This window comes from Stenotrophomonas sp. YJH_SMC_17, assembly GCF_059371655.1.
The window spans coordinates 196,629-219,386 of the sequence record NZ_JCAFUU010000003.1 but is presented as its reverse complement, the minus strand read 5'-3'; the positions used below and the strand labels follow the sequence as shown (position 1 = coordinate 219,386).

Sequence of the window (22,758 nt, the reverse complement as noted above, 5' to 3'; positions counted from 1 at the left end):
CTTAGACCCACGCCATGCGTGGATGAACCCAACCAAACGAAAAAGGCCCGGCAGTGCCGGGCCTTTTCTCTGCTTCAACGCCACCCCGCCTTACGCGGTGAACAGCGCCTTCATCTTCTTCAGCGCGTTCGCTTCCACCTGGCGGATACGCTCGGCCGACACGCCGTATTCGTCGGCCAGTTCCTGCAGCGTCACCTTGCTGTCGGCATCCAGCCAGCGGCGGCGGATGATGTCGCGCGAACGGGCATCCAGCTCGGCCAGGCCTTCGCGCAGCAGCTGCATCTGGTTGTCTTCGCTGTCGGCACGCTCATAGGCCATCGACGGGTCTTCGTCGTTGGCAACCAGGAACGCGGCCGGCGACGGCGGCGCATGTTCGTTGTCCTCGTCGGTGGGCGCATCGAAACCGATATCGCGACCGGACAGGCGCGATTCCATTTCCATGACCTCGCGCTCGGACACGTTCAGGTCCTTGGCCACCGCGCTGACTTCAGCCGCGTTCATCCAGCCCAGGCGCGTCTTCGACTTGCGCAGGTTGAAGAACAGCTTGCGCTGCGCCTTGGTGGTAGCGACCTTGACGATGCGCCAGTTCTTCAGGATGAACTCGTGCATTTCGGCACGGATCCAATGCACGGCGAAGGACACCAGACGCACGCCCATGTCGGGGTCGAAGCGCTTGACCGCCTTCATCAGGCCGATGTTGCCTTCCTGGATCAGGTCGCCCAGCGCAAGGCCGTAGCCGTTGTAACCGCGGGCCACGTGCACCACGAAGCGCAGGTGCGAATGCACCAGCTCACGTGCGGCGTCCAGATCGTCACCGTCGCGGAAACGACGGGCCAGGTCCTGTTCGTCATCGACCGACAGCACCGGGATCTGGTGCACGGCACCGATGTAGGCGTCCAGCGAACCGAGCGCACTGGGAATCGGGAGATTGTTTGCCACAAGGGCAGTAGAGGTGTTCTGGCTCATAGGCACCCATCTTAGCAGTCCGGGATTTGGACTGCTAAAGGAGGAAAAAGTTCCAGCATCCTATTGATGCAACACTGGTCCCAAACAGAGCCCTACCGTAGCGCGATTTGATGACAGTGGCGAGCACGCTTTTCGGGATTCACAATCCCTTGGAATTCAACCAATTACCCACCATAAACGGCCGATTCCGGTCAAGCGGAGCTGAACGGGCCGTCCAGAAGGCCCATTCAGGACCAGAAACGTTGCCCGGTGTTCAGGCTTGGCCCCCGCCCGTGCTCAGAGCGCCGAGCGCGGCGGAAGCGACCAGTCGATCGGGGCCTGCCCGCGGCGCTGCAGGTACTCGTTGGCCATCGAGAAATGCCGGCACCCAAGGAAGCCACGGTGGGCCGACAGCGGCGACGGGTGCGGCGACTTCAGCACGCGATGGCGCCGGGTGTCGATCACCTTGCCCTTCTGCTGTGCATAGGCGCCCCAGAGCATGAACACCAGGCCTTCGCGTTCGCGGTTGAGCACGTCCACCACGTGATCGGTGAAGCCTTCCCAGCCACGGCCCTGGTGCGCGCCGGCCTTGCCCTCTTCCACCGTCAACACGGCGTTGAGCAGCAGCACGCCGCGCTGCGCCCACGGGATCAGGCAGCCGTGGTCCGGGCGCGGGAGGCCGAGATCGCTCTCGATCTCCTTGTAGATGTTCAGCAGCGACGGCGGGACCGGTACGCCCGGCGGCACCGAGAAGCTCAGGCCATGGGCCTGGCCTCGGCCGTGGTACGGGTCCTGGCCGAGGATGACCACCTTTACCTGCTCGAACGGCGTGGCGTCGAACGCAGCAAAGATCTGCGGGCCAGGCGGGAACACTGCCGCACCAGCGGCCTTGCGCTGGCGCAGGAAGCTGGAAAGCTCGCGCATCTGCGGCTGCAGCAGGTAATCGCCGACATGCTGCTTCCAGCTCGGTTCCAGCTGGATCGTCGGGGTGTCGGCTACTTCATCCATCATCGAATCAGGGGTCCATCGTTCAATCGGGCCAGCCGCAGCTGGAACAGCACCTTGGTGACCAGCAGCCGTTCTTCGATCGGCTTGAGCACCAGGTCGTTGGCACCGGACTGCAGCAGCCCGGTCTGGTTGTGCGGGTTGCCGTCGCCGGTCATCACCAGCACCGGCAGGCGGCGCTTGCCGTAGCCAAAGTCCACGCGCACGCGCTGCACCACATCGCGGCCGCTCAGTTCGCCCTTCAGGGTGACGTCGGTCAGCACCAGGTCGATGCGGTGGCGGCTGCGGCCTAGCGACTCGGCAGTGAGCAGGGTGAACGCCTCTTCGGCGCTGACCACGTGCAGCACGTTCAACTGCTGGCGTTCCAGCATGCGCTTGGTCGCTTCGGCCACCACGCGGCTGTCCTCGATGTAGAGGATGGTGGCGCCGGGAATGGTCTGCGGCTGCACGTAGCCGCGGATGAAGGTCGCCAGCGCTTCATGGCCGAGCGATTTGTCGAAATAGTCGGTGACGTACTCGGTGAAGCGGCGCTGCTCCAGGTGCTGCTGGGCGTCGCCGGACACCACGATCACCGGCACATAGGCCTGGCCAGCGGCTTCGCGGACCATCCGCGCCAGCGCCAGGCCGTCGCCATCACGCAGCGTCAGTGAGGTGGTCACCAGGTCCACCGGGCCCTGCGCCAGCGCTTGCTGCGCGTCCTCGATGCTGTCGCAGCCGATCACGTCCACGCCGGGCAGGTCGCGCTTCAGCACGTCGGCGATCAGCTTGCGCACCAGCTTCGAGCCATCGACCACCATCACCCGCGTCGCGGGCCCTTCAAGGTGCTTCAGCGCTTGCGGTTGCATGCCGGTCTCAGGTGTCGGTCGGGCGTGTCTGGCGCAGGAAGTGGCCGGTCACCAGCCACGCACCCAGCCAGCCCAGCAGCAGCGTGCCGAGCAGGACCAGGCCGCCATGCAGCAGGTCCAGGCCGTGCAGCACGAACGGGCTGCCATAGCTGCGCGAGAGTTCGGCCAGCGGCACGCGCAGCGCGGCACCGGCGGCGCCGATCAGGGCCAGCGCCACCGCACCGGCACCCAGGCCATACCACGCGCCCAGGTACAGGAACGGGCGGCGGATGAAGCCATCACTGGCGCCGAGCAGCTGCAGCACGCCGATCTCTTCGCGGCGGGCCTGGATGTCCAGGCGCACGGTGTTGCCGACCACCAGCGCGGCGCCGACGCCGAGCAGCACCGACAGCACCTGCACCAGCCGTGCACCGAATGCCAGCCAGGCATCCAGGCGCTGGCGCCACAGTGCATCGTGCTGCACCAGGTCGGCCTCGGGCAGGCTTTCCAGCGCGCGCGCGAGGCGTGCGTCGTCCTTGCCCTGGCCCGGGGTGATCACCAGCAGCGAGGGCAGCGGGTTGTCGTTGAGGGCGTCGATCGCCTCGCCGAGGCCGGCATCGCGCAGTTCCTGCAGGCCCTGCTCGGGCGTGCGCACGTTCACTTCGGCCACGTCATCGCGGTCGCGCAGCTGGCCGGCCAGACGCAGCGCGCCGGGGCCATCGACGTTGCCCTTCAGGAACACGTTGATGTCACGCGACTGCTGCACGCTGCCGGCGAACTGCTTGAGGTTGTCCAGCGCGATCGACAGGCCCAGCGGCAGGGCCAGCGCCAGCGCCATGACCATCACCGTCAGCAGGGTCGCCCACGGCTTGCGGAAGGCACGGCCGAGGCTGAACACCACGCTGTGCGCGTGGTGCTGGAACCAGACGCCCACGCGCGAGGGGGCGGCGGCTTCGCTGTTTTCGTTCTTCGCCATGCGTTACTCCGCCAGGTCCTGCGGCGAGATGTCATCCACCAGCCGGCCGTGGTCGAGGATCAGCACCCGCTTGCGCATGCGGCGCAGCAGCGGCAGGTCGTGGCTGACCACCAGCACGCTGGTGCCGCGCGAGGGCAGCTCGGCAAACAGGGCCATGATCTCCGCCGCCAGGGTCGGGTCGAGGTTGCCGGTGGGCTCGTCGGCCACCAGCAGCTTGGGTTCGCCGACGATGGCGCGGGCGATGCCGACGCGCTGCTGCTCGCCGGCTGACAGCTGCGAGGGCAGCGCCTTCTCGCGATGGCCCAGGCCCATCCGCTCCAGCACCGAGCGCACGCGCTTGCCGATGTCGCCACGGCGGGTGCCGCGCAGGATCAGCGGCAGCGCCACGTTCTCGGCGATCGAGCGGTCCATCAGCAGGCGATGGTCCTGGTAGACCGCGCCGACCGCACGCCGATGGCGCGGAATGTCGCCGCCGCGCACCTTCAGCAGGTTGCGCTCATCGAACACCACCGCGCCGCGGCTGGGCCGCTCGTCTAGGTGGATCAACTTGAGCAGGGTGCTCTTGCCCGCACCGGAATGGCCGGTGACGAACAGCATCTCGCCCGGCGCAACCTCGAAGCTGACATCGGTCAGCGCCTCGTGGCCACCGGCGTACTGTTTGCTGACATTGTCGAAGCGCAGGACACTCATGCCCCGATTATGCAGGAGCGGCGCGACGTCGTGGAGATGGTGGGGCGATTGGCGGTAGCCGCAGTAGCAGCCGAGCATAGGGCTCGGCTCTGCAGGGCGGCATGGGGGCTGTAGAGCCGAGCCCATGCTCGGCCCAGTGCGGACCAAGGTCCGCACCCACCCCCGGCGGCTTAGCTGCCCGACAGCATCCGGCGGATCTTGCGGCCGATGCGGGTCAGGAACGAATCGCCGGTATCAGCGGCCGTGCGCACCGGCTTGGCCACCACCTGCACCGGGGTGACCGGGCTGGCGCCGTTGCCGGTATTGGCCTGCACGCCCTCGGCACCCTCGACCGGACGGCCGTGGCGACGACGACGGCGCTTGCGCGGCTTGTGCGCGCCGTCCACTGCACCTTCCGGTGCGCCTTCGGCACGCGGCGGGCGCGGCGGACGCGGGGCCTGGGCAGCGGCGCCTTCGGCACCGGCGACCGGCGCGGCTGCACCCTGTTCGCCTTCCACGCGCGGCTTGCGCGGGCCACGCGGACGGCGCTCGCCGCTGCGCTCGCCGTCGCGACCACCGCGGCCACCGGAACGGCCGCCACTGCGGCCACCGCCTCGACGCTCTTCCTCGGCGGCGCGGGCTTCGCGCGCCTCGCGGAAGATCTGGCCGACGCTTTCGTTGTCCTCGCCTTCCTCGCCTGCCGCCGGGGCCGGGCGTTCCGGACGCGGCAACGGCGTCAGCAGTTCCTTGGTGACCGGCTCGGACGGAATCTTCTGCTCGATGTAGGCCTCGATGTCCGGCAGGCCCATGGCGTAGCGTTCGCAGGCGAAGCTGATCGCGTCGCCCTCTTCACCCAGGCGCGCGGTGCGGCCGATGCGGTGCACGTAGTCTTCGGCATCGAACGGCAGGTCGTAGTTGTAGACGTACTTGATGCCATCGATGTGCAGGCCGCGCGCGGCCACGTCGGTGGCCACCAGGATTTCCAGCTGGCCCTTCTGGAAGCGGTTGAGCAGGCTCTCGCGCTTCTTCTGCGGCACGTCGCCGGACAGCACGCCGACACGGTAGCCGGCCTTTTCCAGCGCGCGGGCGACGCGCTCGACGAATACCTTGGTGTTGACGAAGACCATGGTGCGCGCGCCTTCGCTGCGCGACAGCAGGCCCAGCAGCAGCGGGATCTTCTCGTCGTCGGCCGGGAAGTAGATGCGCTGGCGCACGCGGGCAGCGGTAATGGTCTCGGCTTCGACCACCAGCTTCTGCGGCTCGTTCATGTGCTCATAGGCCAGCTCCAGCACGCGATGGCTGAGGGTGGCACTGAACAGCAGCGTCTGGCGGGTGGTGCGCTCCGGCATGCGACGCAGCAGGAAGCGGATGTCCTTGATGAAGCCAAGGTCGAACATGCGGTCGGCTTCGTCCAGCACGCAGATCTCGCAGGCATGCAGCGAGACCACCTTGTGCTGCTTGACGTAGTCGATCAGGCGGCCCGGGGTGGCGATGATCACGTCCACGCCCTGCTGCAGCAGTTCGCGCTGCTTGTCGTAATCCACGCCGCCGTAGACCAGGGCGAAACGCAGGCCCAGGTCGGAACCGAACTTCACCGCATCCTTGTGGATCTGGATGGCCAGTTCGCGGGTGGGGGCGAGGATCAGGGCGCGCGGATCTTCCGGCTTGCGGTCGGCCAGCGCCGGACGCGTCAGCAGGCGGTTCACGACAGCGACCAGGAAGGCCAGGGTCTTGCCGGTGCCGGTCTGGGCCTGGCCGGCAACATCACCGCCGGGCAGCGCGACCGGCAGGGTCAGCGCCTGGATCGGGGTGCAGCGGGTGAATCCGGCTCCTTCAAGGCCGGCCTGCAGGGCCGGATGCAGTTCGAAGGAGGAGAAGGTCAAATCGGTCAGCGGTTTGTCGCTCATGAGTCCGTCTTGGTATGGCCGCCGGCCCGTGGGGCGGCTGGCACTTCATCGTCTAGGGGCACCGTCGCAAACTGCGGCCCCTGCGGCGGGTTGGCATGCTGGGACCACCCGGTCCGCACGCCGCACAATGGCCCAGTTTAACGCACTCGGGCCGGCAAACCGGAATGGCGCGTCTCAGCAGGCCCGGAGACGCCCAGCCTTCACCCAGCCACACCGGACTTGAACGGCCTGGCCAGGCCTACTGGTGTCGCCCGCTGCCACCCCCATCTTCGGGAAGACAGTGAAATCCGACACATACCGAGCTTCGAAGCGATCACGATACGCTGGGTTCCAGCCGGCGCCTGTCCCCGCCCTGCGATAGGGGTACACTGCCGGCCGTGAGCGTCCAGGCATCCCGCCGAACGCACCGCGGCAGTGTGCCGCGAGGCAACGACGAGGGTCGCGCCACCGGGCATGGCCCAGTTCACCCACCTCCGGCATGGCCGGGTGCAATCCAAGACGAGAAACCAAGATGAGCGACAAGGTTGTACATGTCGGCGACGCCGACTTTGATAGCGCAGTGCTGAATTCCAAGGAACCGGTGCTGGTCGATTTCTGGGCCGAGTGGTGTGGCCCGTGCAAGATGATCGCCCCGGCGCTGGACGAACTGGCCGACGCCTACCAGGGCCGCGCCAAGATCGCCAAGGTCAACGTCGATCACAACCGTGCGCTGGCCGCCAAGTACCACGTGCGTTCGATCCCCTACCTGGTCGTGTTCAAGGACGGCGAGAAGGTCGGCGAGCAGATCGGTGCGGTGGGCAAGGCCCAGCTGGCCGGCCTGCTGGACAAGGCCCTGGCCTGATCCTGCCGTTTTCCGGCAGCCGCGGCCCGCGGCTGCCGGCGGACGCCCCGCGTCCATGATGAATGTTGTTCCCGGCAGCCCTTGCACGGCGCCGCAGGCCGATGATAGTGTCGGCACATCCGGCCGCGTTCGCGTGCCGCACCCTCTGGACGCAGTTTCTTCCAGACCCATTCCCAACGTTCGCCGCCCCAGCCGGGCGCTCGCACCTTCAAGCGAGGAATAACGCTCTTGTCCGATAACACTTCCGAAACCGGCAGCGCCGATGCGCCCGCCGAAAAGCGCGTGCGCAAGCCCCGCGTGAGCAAGGCCGCCGCCCCGGCAGCCGCCGAAACCAGCGCCGCTCCGGCGCAGCCGACCCTGCCGCTGGCCGCCGCGCCCGAGGCACCAGCCCCCGCCCCCGCACCGAGCGCGCCCGCCGCCGAGGCCCCTGCCAGCAGTGGCGGCGGCGAAGGTGGTGAAGGTCGCGAATCCGGCCAGCCGCGGCAGCAGAACCACCAGGGCGGTGGCCAGAACCAGGGTCAGAACCCGTACAACCAGAACGGCCAGCAGGGCCAGGGGCAAGGCCAGGGCAACCGCCGTGACCGCTTCCGCAACCGTCGCGACCGTGACCGCAACAACAACCGCTTCCGCGACGACGGCATGCCCAACGACGGCGGCGAGCAGCAGCCCTTCGTGCCGCGCCCGCACGCCAACGTGCCGGAAGGCTTCCCGGTCTATTCGCTGAGCGACCTCAAGCGCATGCCGGCACAGAAGCTGCTGGAAATCGCCGAGCAGCTGCAGATCTCCGAAGGCGTGGCCCGCGCCCGCAAGCAGGATGTGATCTTCGCCCTGCTGAAGGTGCTGACCCGCCATGGTGACGGCGTTGCCGCCGACGGCGTGCTGGAAATCCTGCCGGACGGCTTCGGCTTCCTGCGCGCGGCCGAAGCCAGCTATCTGGCCGGCCCGGACGACACCTACATCTCGCCCAGCCAGATCCGCCGCTTCAACCTGCGCACCGGCGACCACATCTCCGGCCGCATCCGCTTCCCGAAGGACGGCGAGCGCTACTTCGCGCTGAACATCGTCGACACCATCAACGGTGAGCCGATCGAAGCGTCGAAGAACAAGGTGCTGTTCGAGAACCTGACGGCGCTGTTCCCGCGCCGCCGCTTCACCCTGGAGCGCGGCAACGGTTCGTCGGAAGACATCACCGGCCGTATCCTCGACCTGATGGCACCGCAGGGCAAGGGCCAGCGCTCGCTCATCGTGTCCCAGCCGAAGGCCGGCAAGACCATGATGATGCAGCAGGTCGCCACGGCCATCACCACCAACCACCCGGACGTGCACCTGATCGTGCTGCTGATCGACGAACGCCCGGAAGAAGTGACCGAAATGCAGCGCACCGTGCGCGGCGAGGTCATCAGCTCGACCTTCGATGAGCCGGCCGCGCGCCACGTGCAGGTGGCCGAAATGGTCATCGAACGCGCCAAGCGCCTGGTCGAGCACAAGAAGGACGTGGTGATCCTGCTCGACTCGATCACCCGCCTGGCCCGCGCCTACAACAACGTGGTGCCGAGCTCGGGCAAGGTGCTGACCGGTGGCGTGGACGCCAACGCCCTGCACCGCCCGAAGCGCTTCTTCGGCGCCGCGCGCAACGTGGAAGAAGGCGGCAGCCTGACCATCATCGCCACCGCGCTGGTCGACACCGGCTCGAAGATGGACGAGGTGATCTACGAAGAGTTCAAGGGCACCGGCAACAGCGAAGTGCACCTGAGCCGTCGCATCGCTGAAAAGCGTGTGTTCCCGGCCATCGACATCAACCGTTCCGGCACCCGCCGCGAAGACCTGCTGATCGAACCGGAGCTGCTGCAGAAGATCTGGATCCTGCGCAAGCTGCTGCATCCGATGGATGAAATGGCCGCGATGGAGTTCCTGCTGGACAAGATGAAGAACACCAAGTCCAACGACGAGTTCTTCGGTTCGATGAAGCGCTGAACCCAACCCTGCGCTTGAAGAAGCCTGCCGCCGCGTGCGGCAGGTTTTTTTTTGCCTGCAGGGTGACCCACTTCATTTCACCGCCGCCCGGTTTTGGCGATAATCCGCCCGATGCCCTGCCCGGCCCCGAGGGCCTGGCCACCGATTCCCGCTGTCGCCCCTTCCGGAGAACCGGTCGGGTCCAGCCTCCTGCCGGATCCGTCGACGCATGCGAACGCTGTCTCCCCGCCTCAACCTGGGCAAGCTGATCCTCGCCCTGGCCCTGCTCAGTGCCATCATCGCGCTGGCCAACACCCTGCTGGCCAGCTACCGGGTACAGCGCGACCAGCTGGTTGGAAACACCCTTGAAGCGAACCGCGTCTATGCCACCAAGCTGGCCGAGACCACCCAGAACTTCCTGCTGGCCGCCCAGCAGGAACTGGCCTACGCCGCCACCCGGCTCGGCCAGGGCAACCTCGATCCGGCGCAGGCACAGGACGAGGCCAGCCGCCTGCAGCTGCAGACCAACAGCTTCAATTCCTCGCTGGTGGTGGATGCCGATGGCCTGGTCATCGCCACCTCGCCGCAGACCCTGCAGCTGCAGGGTGAGGTGCTGCACAGCGTGGGCAACAACGCCGCGCTCGCCGCGCGCCAGCCGATGATCAGCGACCCGTACCAGTCGGCCACGGGCAAGCTGCTGGTGTCGCTGTCGCACCCGATCTTCGACCGCCAGGGTCGCTATCGCGGCTATGTAAGCGGCACCCTGTACCTGCGCCAGCGCAGCGCGCTGCACACGCTGCTGGGCAAGCACTATTACCGCGACGGCTCCTACCTGTACGTGGTCGACCGTCATGGCCGGCTGCTGTACCACGCCGATGGCAAGCGGGTGGGCGACTACGTGGTCGGCAATCCTGCAGTGAAGGCCGTGGTGCGTGGTGAGCGCGGCGCGCAGCAGGTGCGCAACAACCTGGGCGTATCGATGCTGGCCGGCTATGCACCGGTGGCGGCCACCGGCTGGGGCATCATCGCCCAGCGGCCGACCGAGGCCACGCTGCAGCCGCTGTCGAGGCTGATGACCGCCGTGATCTGGAACGCGATCCCGCTGGGCCTGCTGTCGCTGCTGATCACCTGGTGGTTCGCCCGTCGCATCTCGATGCCGCTGTGGCAGCTCGCACGCAACGTGCAGGGCGGCGAGGATACCGGCAACGCGATCAGCCACGTCAGCGGCATCCGCGCGTGGTATTTCGAGGTGGCCCAGCTCAAGCAGGCGGTGCTGCACAGCTTCAATGCGCTGCAGGACCGCATCGGCACGCTCAACCGCGCCAGCCGCACCGACCCGCTGACCGGCCTGCTCAACCGCCGCGGCCTGCAGCAGGCGCTCGACGCCCTGCAGGTGCAGGGCATCCCGTTCGCGATCCTGGCGCTGGACATCGACCGCTTCAAGTCGATCAACGACAACCACGGCCATGATGTCGGCGACACCGCCATCGTCCATATCGCCGACCAGATGCGCCGCTACTCCCGCGACAGCGACATCCTCTGCCGCGCCGGTGGCGAGGAATTCCTGCTGCTGTTGCCGGGCATCAGCGCCGAGTCGGCGCGACAGGCCGGTGAGCGCCTGCGCCAGCGCATTGCCGACCATCCGTTTGAACCGGTCGGCACCATCACCGTCTCGCTGGGCGTGGCCCATTTCCCAAGCTTCCACACCGACGCCGAGCAGGCGCTGCGGCTGGCCGACAAGGCGCTGTACATGGCCAAGGAGCAGGGCCGCAACCGGGTGGTGGTCTACCCCTACGCCGATTGACGCAGAGCCGGGCTGCCCGGCCCTGCAATGATCGTCAACCCTGCTCCAGCGGCGTCAGCAGGCGCAGCCCGCGCTTGGCACCGTCCACCATGTAGACGCCGCCCTCGGGCAGCAGATCGCTGCCGGCCTGTTCGATCGCGTCCGCCTTGCGCCACGGTACGGTCTGTCGCGGGCCCGGAATGAAGGCACGCCAGCGGCCATAGCGCTCCAGCCCTGCGTTGCGGTCGTCGCCCAGGGCGAAATTCACGGGAACGCGCACCGTCCAGCTGTCGCGGGTGCTGTCCTCGCCGGTGGTCGGCGGATTGAAGGTCCAGCCGCGGGCGCTGCTGATACTGGCCTTGGCCAGGATGTCGCGCATCTTGGCCATGGTCCGTTCCGGGCCGACCACGGTCATGTTCACCTGCTCGGCGATCACATCGGCCACCGTACCGTCACGCGCCACCTTGAGCGCCAGCAGCACCTCGCCCTGCCCGCCGTTGCGATACGCGTCTTCGGGATAGCGCGGCGGGGTCATGCGCTTGCGGGTCACCGAGTCGGTGGCCTTCGGATCATATTCACTGAAATCGACACTGGTCATGCTGACTTCGTAGCCGCCGTCGGCCATCGACTTCCCTCGCAGGCGCACCCGCATCGGCGAACGGGTCGCGACCGCTTTGCCATCGCGCAGCGTGGGCTCGAAGCGCCAGCCACCGATGGTGCCTTCGACGAAGGAGGCGATGCTCGGCGTGAGTGTCGATTTCTGGTCCAGCACGAGCGCGCTGACCACGCCCTCCGGAGTGACATCGATACTGCCGGAAAGCACCATGCTCATCTCTGCGGTGGCACGCACGGCACGCGTGGTCTGCGCACTGGCATCGCCGGCAAGCAGCGGAGCGCCGGCACCAACGGCCAACGCGAGAGCGAGGAACAGGGGGGAACGCATCATTGCCGGATCCTTGGTGATGAGTGCTGAGCGTAGCGCAGTCTTCACATCCGGGACAGTTCGGCGTGGCTACGCCAACCGGTGCGTGCCTGCATAGGGTGGCGTATCCGGATAGTCACCACGGGCAAAACGGTCCTGCAGACCCTGCCACCAGGCCGGGTCGAACAGGTGCCGGTAGTGCTCGCGGAGCGCCGCCAGCTCGCCGGCAGGCAGGCCCATGAACGGGCCGAAGCGTTCGGGGAACACATCGCGCGGCCCCACATGGAACCAGGGCTCGTCGGCCATCGCCTCCTCCGGCGTGCGCGGCTGCGGCCAGGCACGAAACACGCAGTCGCTGACCAGGCACAGCTCGTCATAGTCGTAGAACACAGCGCGACCATGCCGCGATACGCCGAAGTTCTTCGGCAGCATGTCACCGGGGAAGATGTTGTTGCGCGCCATGTCGGTGATCGCCTGCGCGTAGTCGAGTACCGCCGCGCGCACCGCCTCACCGCCCTGCTCGCGCAGGTACAGGTTCAATGGACGAAAGCGGCGTTGCACATAGCACAGCGCGATCTCCACCTCATCGCCATCGACGCGCACGCTCTGCGCGCATTGCTGCAGCAGTTCCTCCAGCAGCGCTGGTGCGAAGCGCTCACGCGGGAAGCGCAGGTGGCGATAGGGCTGTGCATCGAGCAGGCGGCCGACGCGATCGAGGTTGAACACCAGCGCGTACTTCTCTTCCACCTGCTGCCGCGACATCGCCTTGGGCCACGCGAAACGGTCGCGGATCAGCTTGAACACCAGCGGATAGCTGGGCAGGGTGAACACCGCCATGACCATGCCCGGCGTGCCCTCGGCATGCACCAGCCGCTCCTGCGGATGCTCGTTGAAGTGGCGGAAGAAGGTGCGGTAGCGCTCGGTCTTGCCCTGCTTGGCGCGGCCCAGCACGGTGTAGATCTCATCGATGGGCTTGCCCGGCAGCAGACTGCGCAGGAACACCACCGCGTCGCCGACCGTGGCCAGGTTGGCCTGGAAATAGCTGCGCGACACGCCGAACAGATGGGCCACGTCGCGGCGCCGGGTCAGTACCGCATCGGCGCGCAGGCCGCGCTCGTCGTTGACCAGCGCGATCACGCACGGCGAGAAGCGATGCTCGCCGAACACGCGGCCGACCAGGTAGGCGCGGCGCTCGCGATAGAACACGGTGTCGAGCAGCTCGATGCTGCGCACCGGCGTATCGCCCCAATGGGCAAGGTCATCCTGCAGGCGCACCGCGATCGCCGCGGCACAGCGCAGCTGGTGCGCATAGGGGATATCGAACCGGTAATCGGCCAGCACCCGCTGCAGCGCCTCCACCGGCCGCGTCGGTGAAACGGCGTAGGTATGCCGCGCGACCGGATGGGTGATGGCGTCCGAAGGCTCGACATCGAAGGCGATGAACTCCAGCGCCGGATCTACGCCACGGGTGGCGAACAGGCGCCGTGACAGTGTGTTGTAGAAGGTCTTGTACAGCTCGGCATCGATCGGGCCCTGCAGCAGCGCGCTGTACTGTGCATGCACCTGCAGCCAGAGCGTGCGTTCGCCGATCCGTTCGCCGGCAAGGCGGCGCAGCGTATCCATCTGCTCGGCGACGCACAGGTCGTACAGCGCGATGCGCTCGACTGCATCCCGGCGGGCACCGGCCCAGTCGCGCTGCTCGAAGCGCTGCCGCGCACGGGCGGTGATCGCCGCGAAGCGGGCGTGGTACTGCTCGAAACCATCGCGGATGACGCTGGCAATGCGCGTCGCCAGCTCGGCAGCGATGTCAGGCTCGGACATGCGTGGCTCACCCGGTAGGACCGGCTTCACCATACGCTGGCGTGGGGTGGCTTGTGTAGAGCCGAGCCCATGCTCGGCTGATCCAGGCAGGAGCAGCCGAGCATGGCTCGGCTCTACAGTTGCAAAGCGCAGCCGGGTGGGCCCGGCTCTACGGAAGCCGGTGGCTCAGATCGCCAGTTCGGCCTCCACGTCCTGCACCTTGCGCCGGGCCAATGCCAGATTGGACTTGGTACGGTCCAGCACGATGTAGAAGAACAGTCCCTTCTTCTTCGCCACCGGGCGCATGATGTGGTACGCCTTGCCCAGCGAAATGAGGATGTCCTCGATCGTGTCGTTGAGGTTCAGCGATGCAGCAGTCTTCATCTTGGCGCGGATCACTTCGGTGTTGCCGGCGGCGGCCACTTCCATGTCCATGCCGGCACCGGCTTCGCCCAGCAGCATGCCGCTTTCGTAGTCGACCAGCGCCACGGCCTGCGCGCCGTCGATGCCCATCAGTGCGTTCAACGATTCAGTCAATCCAGCCACGTCGCTCCCCTTTCAGGTATGGTTCGAGCCCCACGTTTCCCTGCGGACGGGCTCACGATCCGCCGAGTTCGGCCAGGATCGCCTGGCCACATTCCCTGCTCTGCCACAGCACCTGGCCGATCACGGTGCGCTGGTCGCAGGCCGCCATCAGCAGCAGCGGCGCGCGTCCTTCGGCCTGGACCGCCAGCATCAGCACCTTGCCGCCTGCGGCCTCCAGCATCAGCGTCTGCAGATCGCCCAGTACCAGTTCGCGCCCTACCGCTGCGGCCAGAGCCAGCATCGCGCTGGTCATCGCCGCCAGCCGCTCGCCGCGCCCCTCGGCACCGGCGCTGACCAGAGCAAAGCCATCGACACTGGCCAGCACTACCGTGCGCACGCCTTCGACCCGCTGCCGCAGGTCCTGCAGCAGCGGCTGCAGGCGCTCACGCTGGCCGGCGTCAGGCAGTACCGCCACCTGCCCGTCAGCCATGCGCGGCCACCAGTGCGTGCGCTTCCATCTCGCCCATCAATACATCCATCAGCAGCAATCCCTGTTCGCGGTCGCGGGCATCCACCGCCAGCAAGGGCAGCGGCTGATCATCGAGGCGGGCACGTGCGGCCCAGTCGTCCACGGCCGCCTGCGGCGCCTGGTCCAGGTGGGTGATGGCCACCACCAGCGCCAACGACGATGCGAACGGGCGCAGTACCTGCAGGTAGTCTTCCAGTTCGGCAGCCACGCCCGCGCGGCGCGCATCCAGCAGCAGCACGGCGCCGCGTGCGCCCTGCAGCAGGATCGGCCACAGGAAGTCGAAGCGCTGCTGGCCCGGCGTGCCATACAGGCGCAGCCGCTCGCCGTTGGGCAGGTCGATGTCGGCATAGTCCAGCGCCACGGTGGTGGAGGCCTTGTCGGCACCGAGCCGATCGCTGTTGGCCACATCGGTATCCACCACTGCGCCGGCCGCGATGCTGCGCACCAGGGTCGACTTGCCGCTGCCCATGCCGCCCAGCACCACCACCTTGTGCTCACGCATTGCGCTCGCTCCCGCGCAGGTGCCGCCACAGGCGGGCGAGCAGGCCGCTTTCCGTGCCGGCGGTGCGCACAGCCATGGGCGTCGCTGGGGCGGCCTGCAGCTGCGCGTAACCGCACAGGTAAGCGGCATGGATGAAGTCGCGCACGGCCGCAGGCGGCAGATCAAGCAGCATCGCGCACTCGTCCACCGTGCACGCGCGCTTGAGCAGCAGCGAGCACAGGCGGAAGCCATCGTGGTCATGGCCCAGCACGCGGAAGTCGGGCCAGCGCAGCAGCTTCACCGCAGCACTGCGCAGGCGCTCGTCCAGCGCCTGCCAATGGCGGCTGCGTTGTGCCCACTGCCACAGCAACGGCCGCAGTGGCTGGCGTGGCCGTTCGCCACCCAGGGCCTGCAGGCGCGCCGCTGTCAGAGCATCGAGCTGCAGGCGCTCGAAGGCATCAGCCAAGCGTTCCACCAGCGCAGCGGCAGGCTCCTGCAGCAACACGGCCTGGTCCTGTTCCAGATCCATCAGCAGCAGCGGCTCGCCTGCGTCACCCAGCAATGCCTGGCCCTGGCGCAGCGGCAGCCGCTCGCGCAGAAGGCGGGTGATGGCGTGTGCACCATCGGCCAGGCGGATCGGTGCAGGTGCGTGCATGGCCAGCGGCTCCGTGGGCAACTGCATGCCGCGCAGCGCGCGGCCGATGGCACCGTCATCAAGTACGTCCTGGTGGCCATCGCCGTCGCGCAGCTGGCCGCCGAGGTCCTCGATCCAGCACTGCAACCGCGGGCGCTGCTGGCGCATGCGCAGGGCCGCATTGCGCAGCGCCGGCGTATCGCGGATGACCAGCAGATCGCAGTCATCCAGATCCTGGCTGCGGCGGATCTGCCCATCGGGCAGCGCCGACGCCACGCGCAGCCGTTGCAGCAGGGCCTGCTCGCCCTGGATGTCGGTTCCCACTACCAGCACGCGTGCCATCGGTGTTCCCCGTGCGGCCACCTCCCCGGTGGCCTCGCGTCGCCAAGGCTAGGACATCGCCAGCGGCAGCCGTCGTGATCGACTGCTCAGATTGAGGGCGGTTGCAGACCGTGTCCTATCGGTTCTGCGACGGCCATCGCGGGCAAGTTTCATGCCCTCTTGACGGCATTACGACGGCTGACGGATTTCACGGTTCTGGACGCTGGGGGGATGGGGTCGGAGCCCTCTGCGGGCAGAGGGGTCCGACCCCCGGAGGCAAAAAAGAAACCCGCGCCGAAGCGCGGGTTCCGGGGTCAAGCGGGCGACGGGGATCAGCCGCGCAGCTGCTCCAGCGCGGCGTTGAAGGTCGCGCTCGGGCGCATCGCCTTGCCGGCCTTGGCCAGGTCCGGACGGTAGTAGCCGCCGATGTCCACGGCCTTGCCCTGCACCGCGATCAGCTCGTCGACGATCTTCTGCTCGTTGTCAGTCAGTGCCTTGGCCAGCGGTGCGAAGCGAGCCTTCAGCGCAGCATCTTCGTCCTGCGCGGCCAGGGCCTGGGCCCAGTACAGCGCGATGTAGAAGTGGCTGCCACGGTTGTCGATGCCGCCCAGCTTGCGCGACGGCGACTTGTCGTTGTCCAGGAACAGGCCATTGGCTTCGTCCAGCGCCTTGGCCAGCACACGGGCGGCGGCGTTGTCGTAGCGGTTGCCCAGGTGTTCCAGCGATGCGGCAAGCGCCAGGAATTCACCCAGCGAATCCCAGCGCAGGTAGTCCTCTTCGACGAACTGCTGCACGTGCTTCGGGGCCGAACCACCGGCACCGGTCTCGAACAGGCCGCCACCGGCCATCAGCGGCACGATCGACAGCATCTTGGCGCTGGTGCCCAGTTCCATGATCGGGAACAGGTCAGTGAGGTAGTCGCGCAGCACGTTGCCGGTCACCGAGATGGTGTCCTCGCCCTTGCGGATGCGGTCGAGCGAGAACGCGGTCGCTTCCACCGGCGGCAGGATGCGGATGTCCAGGCCGCTGGTGTCGTGGTTCTTCAGGTAGGTCTCGACCTTGGCGATGACCTGGGCGTCGTGCGCGCGGGCGGCATCCAGCCAGAACACGGCTGGGGTGCTGCTCAGGCGGGCGCGTTCGACGGCCAGCTTCACCCAGTCCTGGATCGGCGCGTCCTTGGTCTGGCACATGCGCCAGATGTCACCGGCTTCCACGGCGTGCTCGAACACCACGGTGCCGGCCTCGTCGGTGACCTTGACCACACCGTCGGCGGCGATCTGGAAGGTCTTGTCGTGCGAGCCGTACTCTTCGGCCTTCTGCGCCATCAGGCCGACGTTCGGCACCGAGCCCATGGTGGCCGGGTCGAAGGCACCGTGCGCCTTGCAGTCGTCGATGACGGCCTGGTACACGCCGGCGTAGCAGCGGTCCGGAATGACCGCCTTGGTGTCCTGCAGCTTGCCTTCGGCATTCCACATCTTGCCGGAGTCGCGGATCATCGCCGGCATCGAGGCGTCGACGATCACGTCGCTCGGCACGTGCAGGTTGGTGATGCCCTTGTCCGAATTGACCATGGCCACGCCCGGACGCTGTGCGTACTCGGCAGCCAGGTCGGCTTCGATGGCGGCGCGGGTGGCTTCCGGCAGCGACGGCAGGCGCGCGGCCAGGTCACCGATGCCGTTGTTGGCATCGAAACCAGCCTGCTTCAGCACGTCGGCGTGCTTGGCCAGCACGTCCTTGTAGAACTCGTTGACGGCCACCCCGAACATGATCGGGTCGGAGACCTTCATCATGGTCGCCTTCAGGTGCAGCGAGAACAGCACGCCCTGGGCCTTGGCATCGGCGATCTGCTCACCAATGAACGCGGCCAGCGCCTTGCGGCTCATCACCGCGGCATCGACGATCTCGCCGGCCTTGACCGCGGTCTTTTCCTTCAGCACGACGGCGCTGCCATCCTTGCCGTGGAAGGTGATCTTCAGCGAACCGGCGTTGGCCAGGGTGGCCGACTTCTCGCTGCCGTAGAAATCACCGGCGGCCATGTGCGCGACGTGCGACTTCGAATCCGACGCCCAGGCGCCCATGCGGTGCGGGTGCTTGCGCGCGTAGTTCTTCACCGACAGCGGTGCCCGGCGATCGGAGTTGCCTTCGCGCAGCACCGGGTTCACTGCACTGCCCTTGACCTTGTCGTAGCGCGCCTTGTAGTCGCGCTGCTGGTCGTCAGCCGGGGTTTCCGGGTAATCCGGCAGCGGGTAACCCTGGTCCTGCAGTTCCTTGATGGCCGCCTTCAGCTGCGGCACCGAGGCGGAGATGTTCGGCAGCTTGATGATGTTGGCGTCCGGCGTGGTCGCCAGCTGGCCCAGCTCGGCCAGGTCGTCGCTGACCTTCTGCGCATCGGACAGCAGTTCCGGGAACTGCGAGAGGATGCGGCCGGACAGCGAGATGTCACGGGTTTCCACCACGATGCCGGCGGTGGCGGTGTAGGCGTCGACGATCGGCAGCAGCGACTGGGTCGCCAGGAACGGGGCTTCGTCGGTCAGCGTGTAGAGAATCTTGGACATGGGGGACTTGGACTCTGTAGCAATGCTCAGGGGAAGGCCGGCGCCAGCGCCGGGCCACGTGCAACCGTGTCGCTTTCCCCCGCCGCAGTCAGGGTGGGCGCGCGGCGGGGAAACCCCTGCATTGTCGCGTTTTCAGCCGCGCGGGGCAAAGCCGCGCCATACGCGGCGGTACTGCACGGCAGCAACGCTGTGATCCAGCCACATGCATCGGATGCACGCCTGCCCACGCATCCAGGCATTCACGCATTCACGCATTCACGCATTCACGCATTCACGCATGGCGTGGATGATGACGCCAGCCATCGCCCAATAAAAAAGGACGCAGCCTCGCGGCTGCGTCCATTGTGAGTCCTGCCGGGAGAGAGTCGGCAGGACTTACTTGACCTCGAACTCCTGCGGCGTTCCAGCCGCCTTGCCATCGACCATGACCTCGGCGCGGTACTTGCCGGCCGGCCAGCCCTTTGCATTCTTGAACGTAACGTTGGTGGTCTCCGCGCCGCTGGCATTCAGGGTCGCAGTCTGTTCGCCGGCCACCTGGCCGTCCTGGAAGGTCAGCTTGGCACCGACATTGACGTTGTTGGCGGCGCCATCGGTCTTGACCGAGACGATGACGTCATCCTTCGGCGAGAACAGTGCAGCCGGGGCGACCGACTTGTCGGCGGCCGCGGTCTTGCCCACGGTGACGGTGGAAACGCTGACCGCAGCAGCTTCCGCCATCGGCGGCGGTGCACCGGTCATCGGCGCCGGCGCTGCCGGCTCGGCCGGAGCCGTGGCGGCCGGAGCCGCGTTGGTGTCGGTCGACTCTTCCTTCTTCTTGCAACCGACCAGGGCAACGCTGCCCAGCAGGGCGGCGATCAGGGCGGTCTGGAGCGGGGTGGTCTTGATCATTCGGGGTTCCTCCCAGGGATTGTCGGACGGCGTTCGATCGCCGGCTTAATTCGGCGGCAGCTTCAGGGTCTGGCCCGGGAAAATCTTGTCCGGGTCGTCGAGCACGTCGCGGTTGGCTTCGAAGATCTTTTTCCAGGCGTTGGCGTCGCCCAGATGCTGCTTGGCGATCTTCGAGAGTGAGTCGCCCTTCTGCACGGTGTAGGTGCCACCGCTGACGATCTCGGCGGTGCTGTCCACCGAAGCGCTGACGCCGGAGAAGTCCGCCTTCGGCACCTGCTCGGCGGTACTGTCGACGCTGGCACTGACGCCGGAGAAATCGGCTTTCTTCTCGGTACTCATCCACAACTCCCGTCTGCATGACTACGTGGCTCGCACGGTGCCATGGCGGTTGTTAAACGGGGATGGTGCGGATGTGAAGCCGCCCCGGGGGGCGGCTGAACAATCGGGGCGGACGGTGGCCGCTGCGCTTGCCGGGCGTGGCCCGGCGCCAGCCGTAACCGCCTGTGGCGGCTACTGGCGCAGCTCGCGATACGTCGCCGCCGGGGCGACGATGCCGGGGCTGGCGCGCCACGGGTTGATGTCCAGGCCCCCACGGCGGGTATAGCGAGCTTCCACTTCCAGCCATTGCGGCTGGCAGCGCGCAGACACCTCGCTGAAGATCCGCTCAACGCATTGCTCGTGGAACTCGGCGTGTTCGCGGTAGCTGACCAGATAGCGCAACAGGCCAGCACGATCGATCCTCGGCCCGCGGTAGCGCAGGCTGACTGTCGCCCAGTCCGGCTGGCCGGTCACCGGGCAGTTGGACTTCAGCAGTGCCGAGACCAGGGTCTCCTCCACCACTTCACCAGCATCGGCCGAGAGGAAGTCGGCCTGCGGCGGACCGTAGCAGTCGATCTCCAGCTCCAGCCCGTCGATGGATTCACCGAGCGGCGTCTCGCGCAGGCCCGGCAGGCCGAACTCGACCTGGACCGGCGCACCGGCGCAGTCCGACAGATCCGCCACGACACGCGCGCGCAGCGCCTCGGCGCTGTCGATACGGGTGCTGTTGAGGGAGTTGAGGTACAGCTTCAACGACTTCGATTCGATCAGCCGCGGCGAGGTGCACGGCACCTGCACGGTGGCGACGGCGACCTGCGGCTTGCCACGCGGGTCGAGCCAGCTCAGCTCAAAGGCATGCCAGCGGTCGTGGCCGACGAACGGCAGCGCGGCATCGTCGAGGCCGATCTCGGCGCGGGCGCCACTGCGGGGGATGGGAAACAGCAGGCCGGGATCGTACTGCGACGGGTAACTGACCTCGCGACCGAGGCTGGAATCCTGTGGGGTGTTCATGGTGGGCATTGTATCGCGCGGAGGGCGGGCCTTCGGCCGGACCGGCCAACGGCGGAGCCCCTCCGTGGTGGTTCAGGCACGATCTCGGGGTCGGCCGGGAGGGTGGGTTGGCTGGGGGCCGCTGCAAGTACGTCCATGTAAGCTCGGTCGCCGCATCCATGCGGCTCACGCCCCCAGCCAACCCACCCTCCCGGCCACGGACAATTTCTCGCGCCACCACGGGAAAGATCAGGAAAATCAAAATCAAAAACCGATCCTTCAGACGTTCCTGACGCCTGCCGTGTCGACCAAGGTCGACCCCCACCAGAAGCAGAATGTCGTTCCGACAGCCGCAGGAAACTGTCGAAGGCGGGGTGGGTCCGGTGGCAGGGGCGTGAGCCGCATGGATGCGGCGACCGAGCTTACATGGACGTACTTGCAGCGTCCCCTGCCACCGGACCCACCCCGCCATCCCTCAGGAAACCAGCTTTTGCCGTTGACGTGGCTTAGGCCTCGGCGGGTGCAGGGCTGCAAGCCCTGCCGGTAACCCTCACCCCGCAGGAGTGCCTGCACCGTGCAGGTAATCCAGGCTCACCTGCAGCAACGCGCGCAATCCCACATCCAGCGCCTTCTCATCCAGCAGGAACTTCGGCGAATGATTCGCCGGCGCCGTCGCCGGGTCGATGCCCACGCTGGTCGAACCCACGAAGAAGAACATGCCCGGCACTTCCTTCGCATACAGCGAAAAATCTTCCGCGCCCATCTGCAACGGCGGCTCGTACACGTTGTCCTTGCCCACCACCGCCTGCAGGCTCGGCAGCATCTTCGCGGTCAGCGCCGGGTCGTTCACCGTCGCCGGGTTGCCTTCCGACTCGTAGATGTCGGTCACCGCCTTGGCGCCATGCGCGGCCGCGGTGTGCTCGGCCACGTTGCGCAGGTCGGCGAAGATCTGCTGGCGCATGCCTTCGTCGAAGGTGCGGATGGTGCCGACCATCTCCACTTCGTCGGGAATGATGTTGTAACGGATGCCACCGTTGATCGCGCCGAAGGTCAGCACCGCCGGCTGCTTGGACAGGTTGGCGCGGCGGCTGACGATGGTCTGCGCGGTGCCGACCAGATCGGCGGTGGCCACGATCGGGTCAACACCGTTCCACGGCGCCGAGCCATGCGTCTGGCGACCGATCACCTTGATGCCGAAACGATCCGAGGCGGCCATCAGCGGGCCACCGCGCACCGCGATCTGCCCGGCCTGCACACTGGAGAACACGTGCAGCCCGAACACTGCCTCCGGCTTGAAGTCGGCGAACAGGCCTTGCTTCAGCATCAGTGCGGCGCCGCCCTCTTCCGGCGGCGGCGCGCCTTCTTCGGCCGGCTGGAAGATCAGCATCACCTGGCCCGGCAGGTCCTTCTTCATCGACACCAGCGCCTCGGCCACGCCCAGCAGGGTGGCGGTGTGTGCGTCATGGCCGCAGGCATGCATCACGCCCACGGTCTGCCCGCGGTACTGGTCGGTGGCCTTGGACGCAAACGGCAGCCCGGTCTGCTCGGTCACCGGCAGCGCGTCCATGTCCGCGCGCAGGGCGATCTTCGGGCCCGGCTTGCCGCCCTCGATGATCGCCACCACGCCGTGATGGGCGATGCCGGTCTTCGGCTTCAGCCCCATCGCACGCAGGCGCTTGGCGACCTCGGCCGAGGTGCGCGCCTCGCGGTTGGACAGCTCCGGGTGCTGGTGGAAGTCGCGGCGCCATTCGACCACCTGGGCCTGCAGGCGCTGCGCGGCGGCGGTCACTTCCGGGCGTTGCCCGTCCTGGGCATGGGCAAGCGCCGGCAGGGCCAGCAGCAGGGCGGACAGCAGCAGCGAACGGCGCATCGCAATCTCCACAACAAGGGGT

20 protein-coding genes are annotated in these 22,758 nt (G+C 67.3%); 3 read left to right on the top strand and 17 right to left on the bottom strand.

All coding sequences use genetic code 11. The annotated features are described in order from the left end of the window. Window positions 1-90: 90 nt before the first annotated feature. The 6 genes from rpoH to rhlB all read right to left on the bottom strand — a co-directional run bounded on the left by rpoH (window position 91) and on the right by rhlB (window position 6,326). On the bottom strand, window positions 91-966 hold the full coding sequence (rpoH, locus tag AC5P8Z_RS10705) for an RNA polymerase sigma factor RpoH (RefSeq protein ID WP_286070133.1): 876 nt from the start codon (window positions 964-966) through the stop codon (window positions 91-93). 276 nt (window positions 967-1,242) lie between these two features. After that, window positions 1,243-1,956, bottom strand: coding sequence for a uracil-DNA glycosylase (ung, locus tag AC5P8Z_RS10700; RefSeq protein ID WP_295567228.1), 714 nt, complete (start codon window positions 1,954-1,956; stop codon window positions 1,243-1,245). After that, window positions 1,953-2,795 (bottom strand): response regulator, encoded by an 843-nt coding sequence (locus AC5P8Z_RS10695; protein ID WP_049428991.1) that lies wholly within the window; start codon window positions 2,793-2,795, stop codon window positions 1,953-1,955. The genes ung and AC5P8Z_RS10695 overlap by 4 nt, the downstream gene beginning before the upstream one ends. A 7-nt stretch (window positions 2,796-2,802) precedes the next feature. Next, entirely contained in the window at window positions 2,803-3,750 is a 948-nt protein-coding gene (gene ftsX / locus AC5P8Z_RS10690; RefSeq protein ID WP_099555248.1) for a permease-like cell division protein FtsX, read from the bottom strand. A 3-nt stretch (window positions 3,751-3,753) separates the two neighbouring features. After that, complete coding sequence (ftsE, locus tag AC5P8Z_RS10685) at window positions 3,754-4,440, bottom strand: cell division ATP-binding protein FtsE (RefSeq protein ID WP_111112972.1); 687 nt, start codon at window positions 4,438-4,440, stop codon at window positions 3,754-3,756. A 170-nt stretch (window positions 4,441-4,610) separates the two neighbouring features. Next, a complete protein-coding gene (rhlB, locus tag AC5P8Z_RS10680; RefSeq protein WP_286070140.1) occupies window positions 4,611-6,326 on the bottom strand; it encodes an ATP-dependent RNA helicase RhlB in 1,716 nt (571 codons plus the stop codon). A gap of 511 nt (window positions 6,327-6,837) precedes the next feature. On the opposite strand from rhlB, the gene trxA reads away from it, so the two are divergent. From trxA to AC5P8Z_RS10665, 3 genes are all read left to right on the top strand, one after another. Further along, window positions 6,838-7,167: a thioredoxin gene (gene trxA / locus AC5P8Z_RS10675; RefSeq protein ID WP_005411275.1), complete on the top strand. Its 330-nt coding sequence runs from the start codon at window positions 6,838-6,840 to the stop codon at window positions 7,165-7,167. Window positions 7,168-7,395: 228 nt separating this feature from the next. Beyond that, window positions 7,396-9,141, top strand: a complete 1,746-nt coding sequence (rho, locus tag AC5P8Z_RS10670) for a transcription termination factor Rho (protein ID WP_005414668.1) — start codon at window positions 7,396-7,398, stop codon at window positions 9,139-9,141. A gap of 208 nt (window positions 9,142-9,349) precedes the next feature. Continuing rightward, window positions 9,350-10,924, top strand: a complete 1,575-nt coding sequence (locus AC5P8Z_RS10665) for a sensor domain-containing diguanylate cyclase (RefSeq protein ID WP_286070144.1) — start codon at window positions 9,350-9,352, stop codon at window positions 10,922-10,924. Between the two features lie 34 nt (window positions 10,925-10,958). On the opposite strand, the gene AC5P8Z_RS10660 is transcribed toward AC5P8Z_RS10665, so the two are convergent. From AC5P8Z_RS10660 to AC5P8Z_RS10610, 11 genes are all read right to left on the bottom strand, one after another. Next, window positions 10,959-11,849, bottom strand: coding sequence for an energy transducer TonB (locus AC5P8Z_RS10660; RefSeq protein ID WP_286070145.1), 891 nt, complete (start codon window positions 11,847-11,849; stop codon window positions 10,959-10,961). 66 nt (window positions 11,850-11,915) lie between these two features. Next, window positions 11,916-13,646, bottom strand: coding sequence for a bifunctional isocitrate dehydrogenase kinase/phosphatase (gene aceK, locus AC5P8Z_RS10655; protein ID WP_495229012.1), 1,731 nt, complete (start codon window positions 13,644-13,646; stop codon window positions 11,916-11,918). Between the two features lie 165 nt (window positions 13,647-13,811). Next, window positions 13,812-14,171, bottom strand: coding sequence for a hypothetical protein (locus AC5P8Z_RS10650; protein ID WP_006473505.1), 360 nt, complete (start codon window positions 14,169-14,171; stop codon window positions 13,812-13,814). Window positions 14,172-14,223: 52 nt separating this feature from the next. Further along, window positions 14,224-14,640, bottom strand: coding sequence for a roadblock/LC7 domain-containing protein (locus AC5P8Z_RS10645; protein WP_286070149.1), 417 nt, complete (start codon window positions 14,638-14,640; stop codon window positions 14,224-14,226). Continuing rightward, on the bottom strand, window positions 14,633-15,181 hold the full coding sequence (locus AC5P8Z_RS10640) for a GTP-binding protein (RefSeq protein WP_495229011.1): 549 nt from the start codon (window positions 15,179-15,181) through the stop codon (window positions 14,633-14,635). The genes AC5P8Z_RS10645 and AC5P8Z_RS10640 overlap by 8 nt, the downstream gene beginning before the upstream one ends. Further along, window positions 15,174-16,136, bottom strand: a complete 963-nt coding sequence (locus AC5P8Z_RS10635) for a hypothetical protein (RefSeq protein WP_495229010.1) — start codon at window positions 16,134-16,136, stop codon at window positions 15,174-15,176. The genes AC5P8Z_RS10640 and AC5P8Z_RS10635 overlap by 8 nt, the downstream gene beginning before the upstream one ends. Before the next feature lie 311 nt (window positions 16,137-16,447). After that, entirely contained in the window at window positions 16,448-18,670 is a 2,223-nt protein-coding gene (locus AC5P8Z_RS10630; RefSeq protein WP_495229009.1) for an NADP-dependent isocitrate dehydrogenase, read from the bottom strand. Window positions 18,671-19,045: 375 nt separating this feature from the next. Further along, on the bottom strand, window positions 19,046-19,558 hold the full coding sequence (locus AC5P8Z_RS10625) for a hypothetical protein (RefSeq protein WP_099555121.1): 513 nt from the start codon (window positions 19,556-19,558) through the stop codon (window positions 19,046-19,048). A 45-nt stretch (window positions 19,559-19,603) separates the two neighbouring features. Then, window positions 19,604-19,897, bottom strand: coding sequence for a LysM peptidoglycan-binding domain-containing protein (locus AC5P8Z_RS10620; protein ID WP_495229008.1), 294 nt, complete (start codon window positions 19,895-19,897; stop codon window positions 19,604-19,606). Between the two features lie 171 nt (window positions 19,898-20,068). Continuing rightward, on the bottom strand, window positions 20,069-20,887 hold the full coding sequence (gene queF, locus AC5P8Z_RS10615; protein WP_495229007.1) for an NADPH-dependent 7-cyano-7-deazaguanine reductase QueF: 819 nt from the start codon (window positions 20,885-20,887) through the stop codon (window positions 20,069-20,071). A 529-nt stretch (window positions 20,888-21,416) separates the two neighbouring features. Then, the gene (locus AC5P8Z_RS10610) at window positions 21,417-22,736 is read right to left on the bottom strand and encodes a M20 family metallopeptidase (RefSeq protein ID WP_312662963.1); all 1,320 of its coding nucleotides are present in this window, start codon (window positions 22,734-22,736) and stop codon (window positions 21,417-21,419) included. Between the last annotated feature and the right edge of the window lie 22 nt (window positions 22,737-22,758).

Coding starts and splice junctions, on each gene's coding strand:
- rpoH (WP_286070133.1), bottom strand. CDS start 966: ATGAGCCAGAACACCTCTACTGCCCTTGTGGCAAACAATCTCCCGATT.
- ung (WP_295567228.1), bottom strand. CDS start 1,956: ATGATGGATGAAGTAGCCGACACCCCGACGATCCAGCTGGAACCGAGC.
- AC5P8Z_RS10695 (WP_049428991.1), bottom strand. CDS start 2,795: ATGCAACCGCAAGCGCTGAAGCACCTTGAAGGGCCCGCGACGCGGGTG.
- ftsX (WP_099555248.1), bottom strand. CDS start 3,750: ATGGCGAAGAACGAAAACAGCGAAGCCGCCGCCCCCTCGCGCGTGGGC.
- ftsE (WP_111112972.1), bottom strand. CDS start 4,440: ATGAGTGTCCTGCGCTTCGACAATGTCAGCAAACAGTACGCCGGTGGC.
- rhlB (WP_286070140.1), bottom strand. CDS start 6,326: ATGAGCGACAAACCGCTGACCGATTTGACCTTCTCCTCCTTCGAACTG.
- trxA (WP_005411275.1), top strand. CDS start 6,838: ATGAGCGACAAGGTTGTACATGTCGGCGACGCCGACTTTGATAGCGCA.
- AC5P8Z_RS10665 (WP_286070144.1), top strand. CDS start 9,350: ATGCGAACGCTGTCTCCCCGCCTCAACCTGGGCAAGCTGATCCTCGCC.
- AC5P8Z_RS10660 (WP_286070145.1), bottom strand. CDS start 11,849: ATGATGCGTTCCCCCCTGTTCCTCGCTCTCGCGTTGGCCGTTGGTGCC.
- aceK (WP_495229012.1), bottom strand. CDS start 13,646: ATGTCCGAGCCTGACATCGCTGCCGAGCTGGCGACGCGCATTGCCAGC.
- AC5P8Z_RS10645 (WP_286070149.1), bottom strand. CDS start 14,640: ATGGCTGACGGGCAGGTGGCGGTACTGCCTGACGCCGGCCAGCGTGAG.
- AC5P8Z_RS10640 (WP_495229011.1), bottom strand. CDS start 15,181: ATGCGTGAGCACAAGGTGGTGGTGCTGGGCGGCATGGGCAGCGGCAAG.
- AC5P8Z_RS10635 (WP_495229010.1), bottom strand. CDS start 16,136: ATGGCACGCGTGCTGGTAGTGGGAACCGACATCCAGGGCGAGCAGGCC.
- AC5P8Z_RS10630 (WP_495229009.1), bottom strand. CDS start 18,670: ATGTCCAAGATTCTCTACACGCTGACCGACGAAGCCCCGTTCCTGGCG.
- AC5P8Z_RS10625 (WP_099555121.1), bottom strand. CDS start 19,558: ATGATCAAGACCACCCCGCTCCAGACCGCCCTGATCGCCGCCCTGCTG.
- AC5P8Z_RS10620 (WP_495229008.1), bottom strand. CDS start 19,897: ATGAGTACCGAGAAGAAAGCCGATTTCTCCGGCGTCAGTGCCAGCGTC.
- queF (WP_495229007.1), bottom strand. CDS start 20,887: ATGAACACCCCACAGGATTCCAGCCTCGGTCGCGAGGTCAGTTACCCG.
- AC5P8Z_RS10610 (WP_312662963.1), bottom strand. CDS start 22,736: ATGCGCCGTTCGCTGCTGCTGTCCGCCCTGCTGCTGGCCCTGCCGGCG.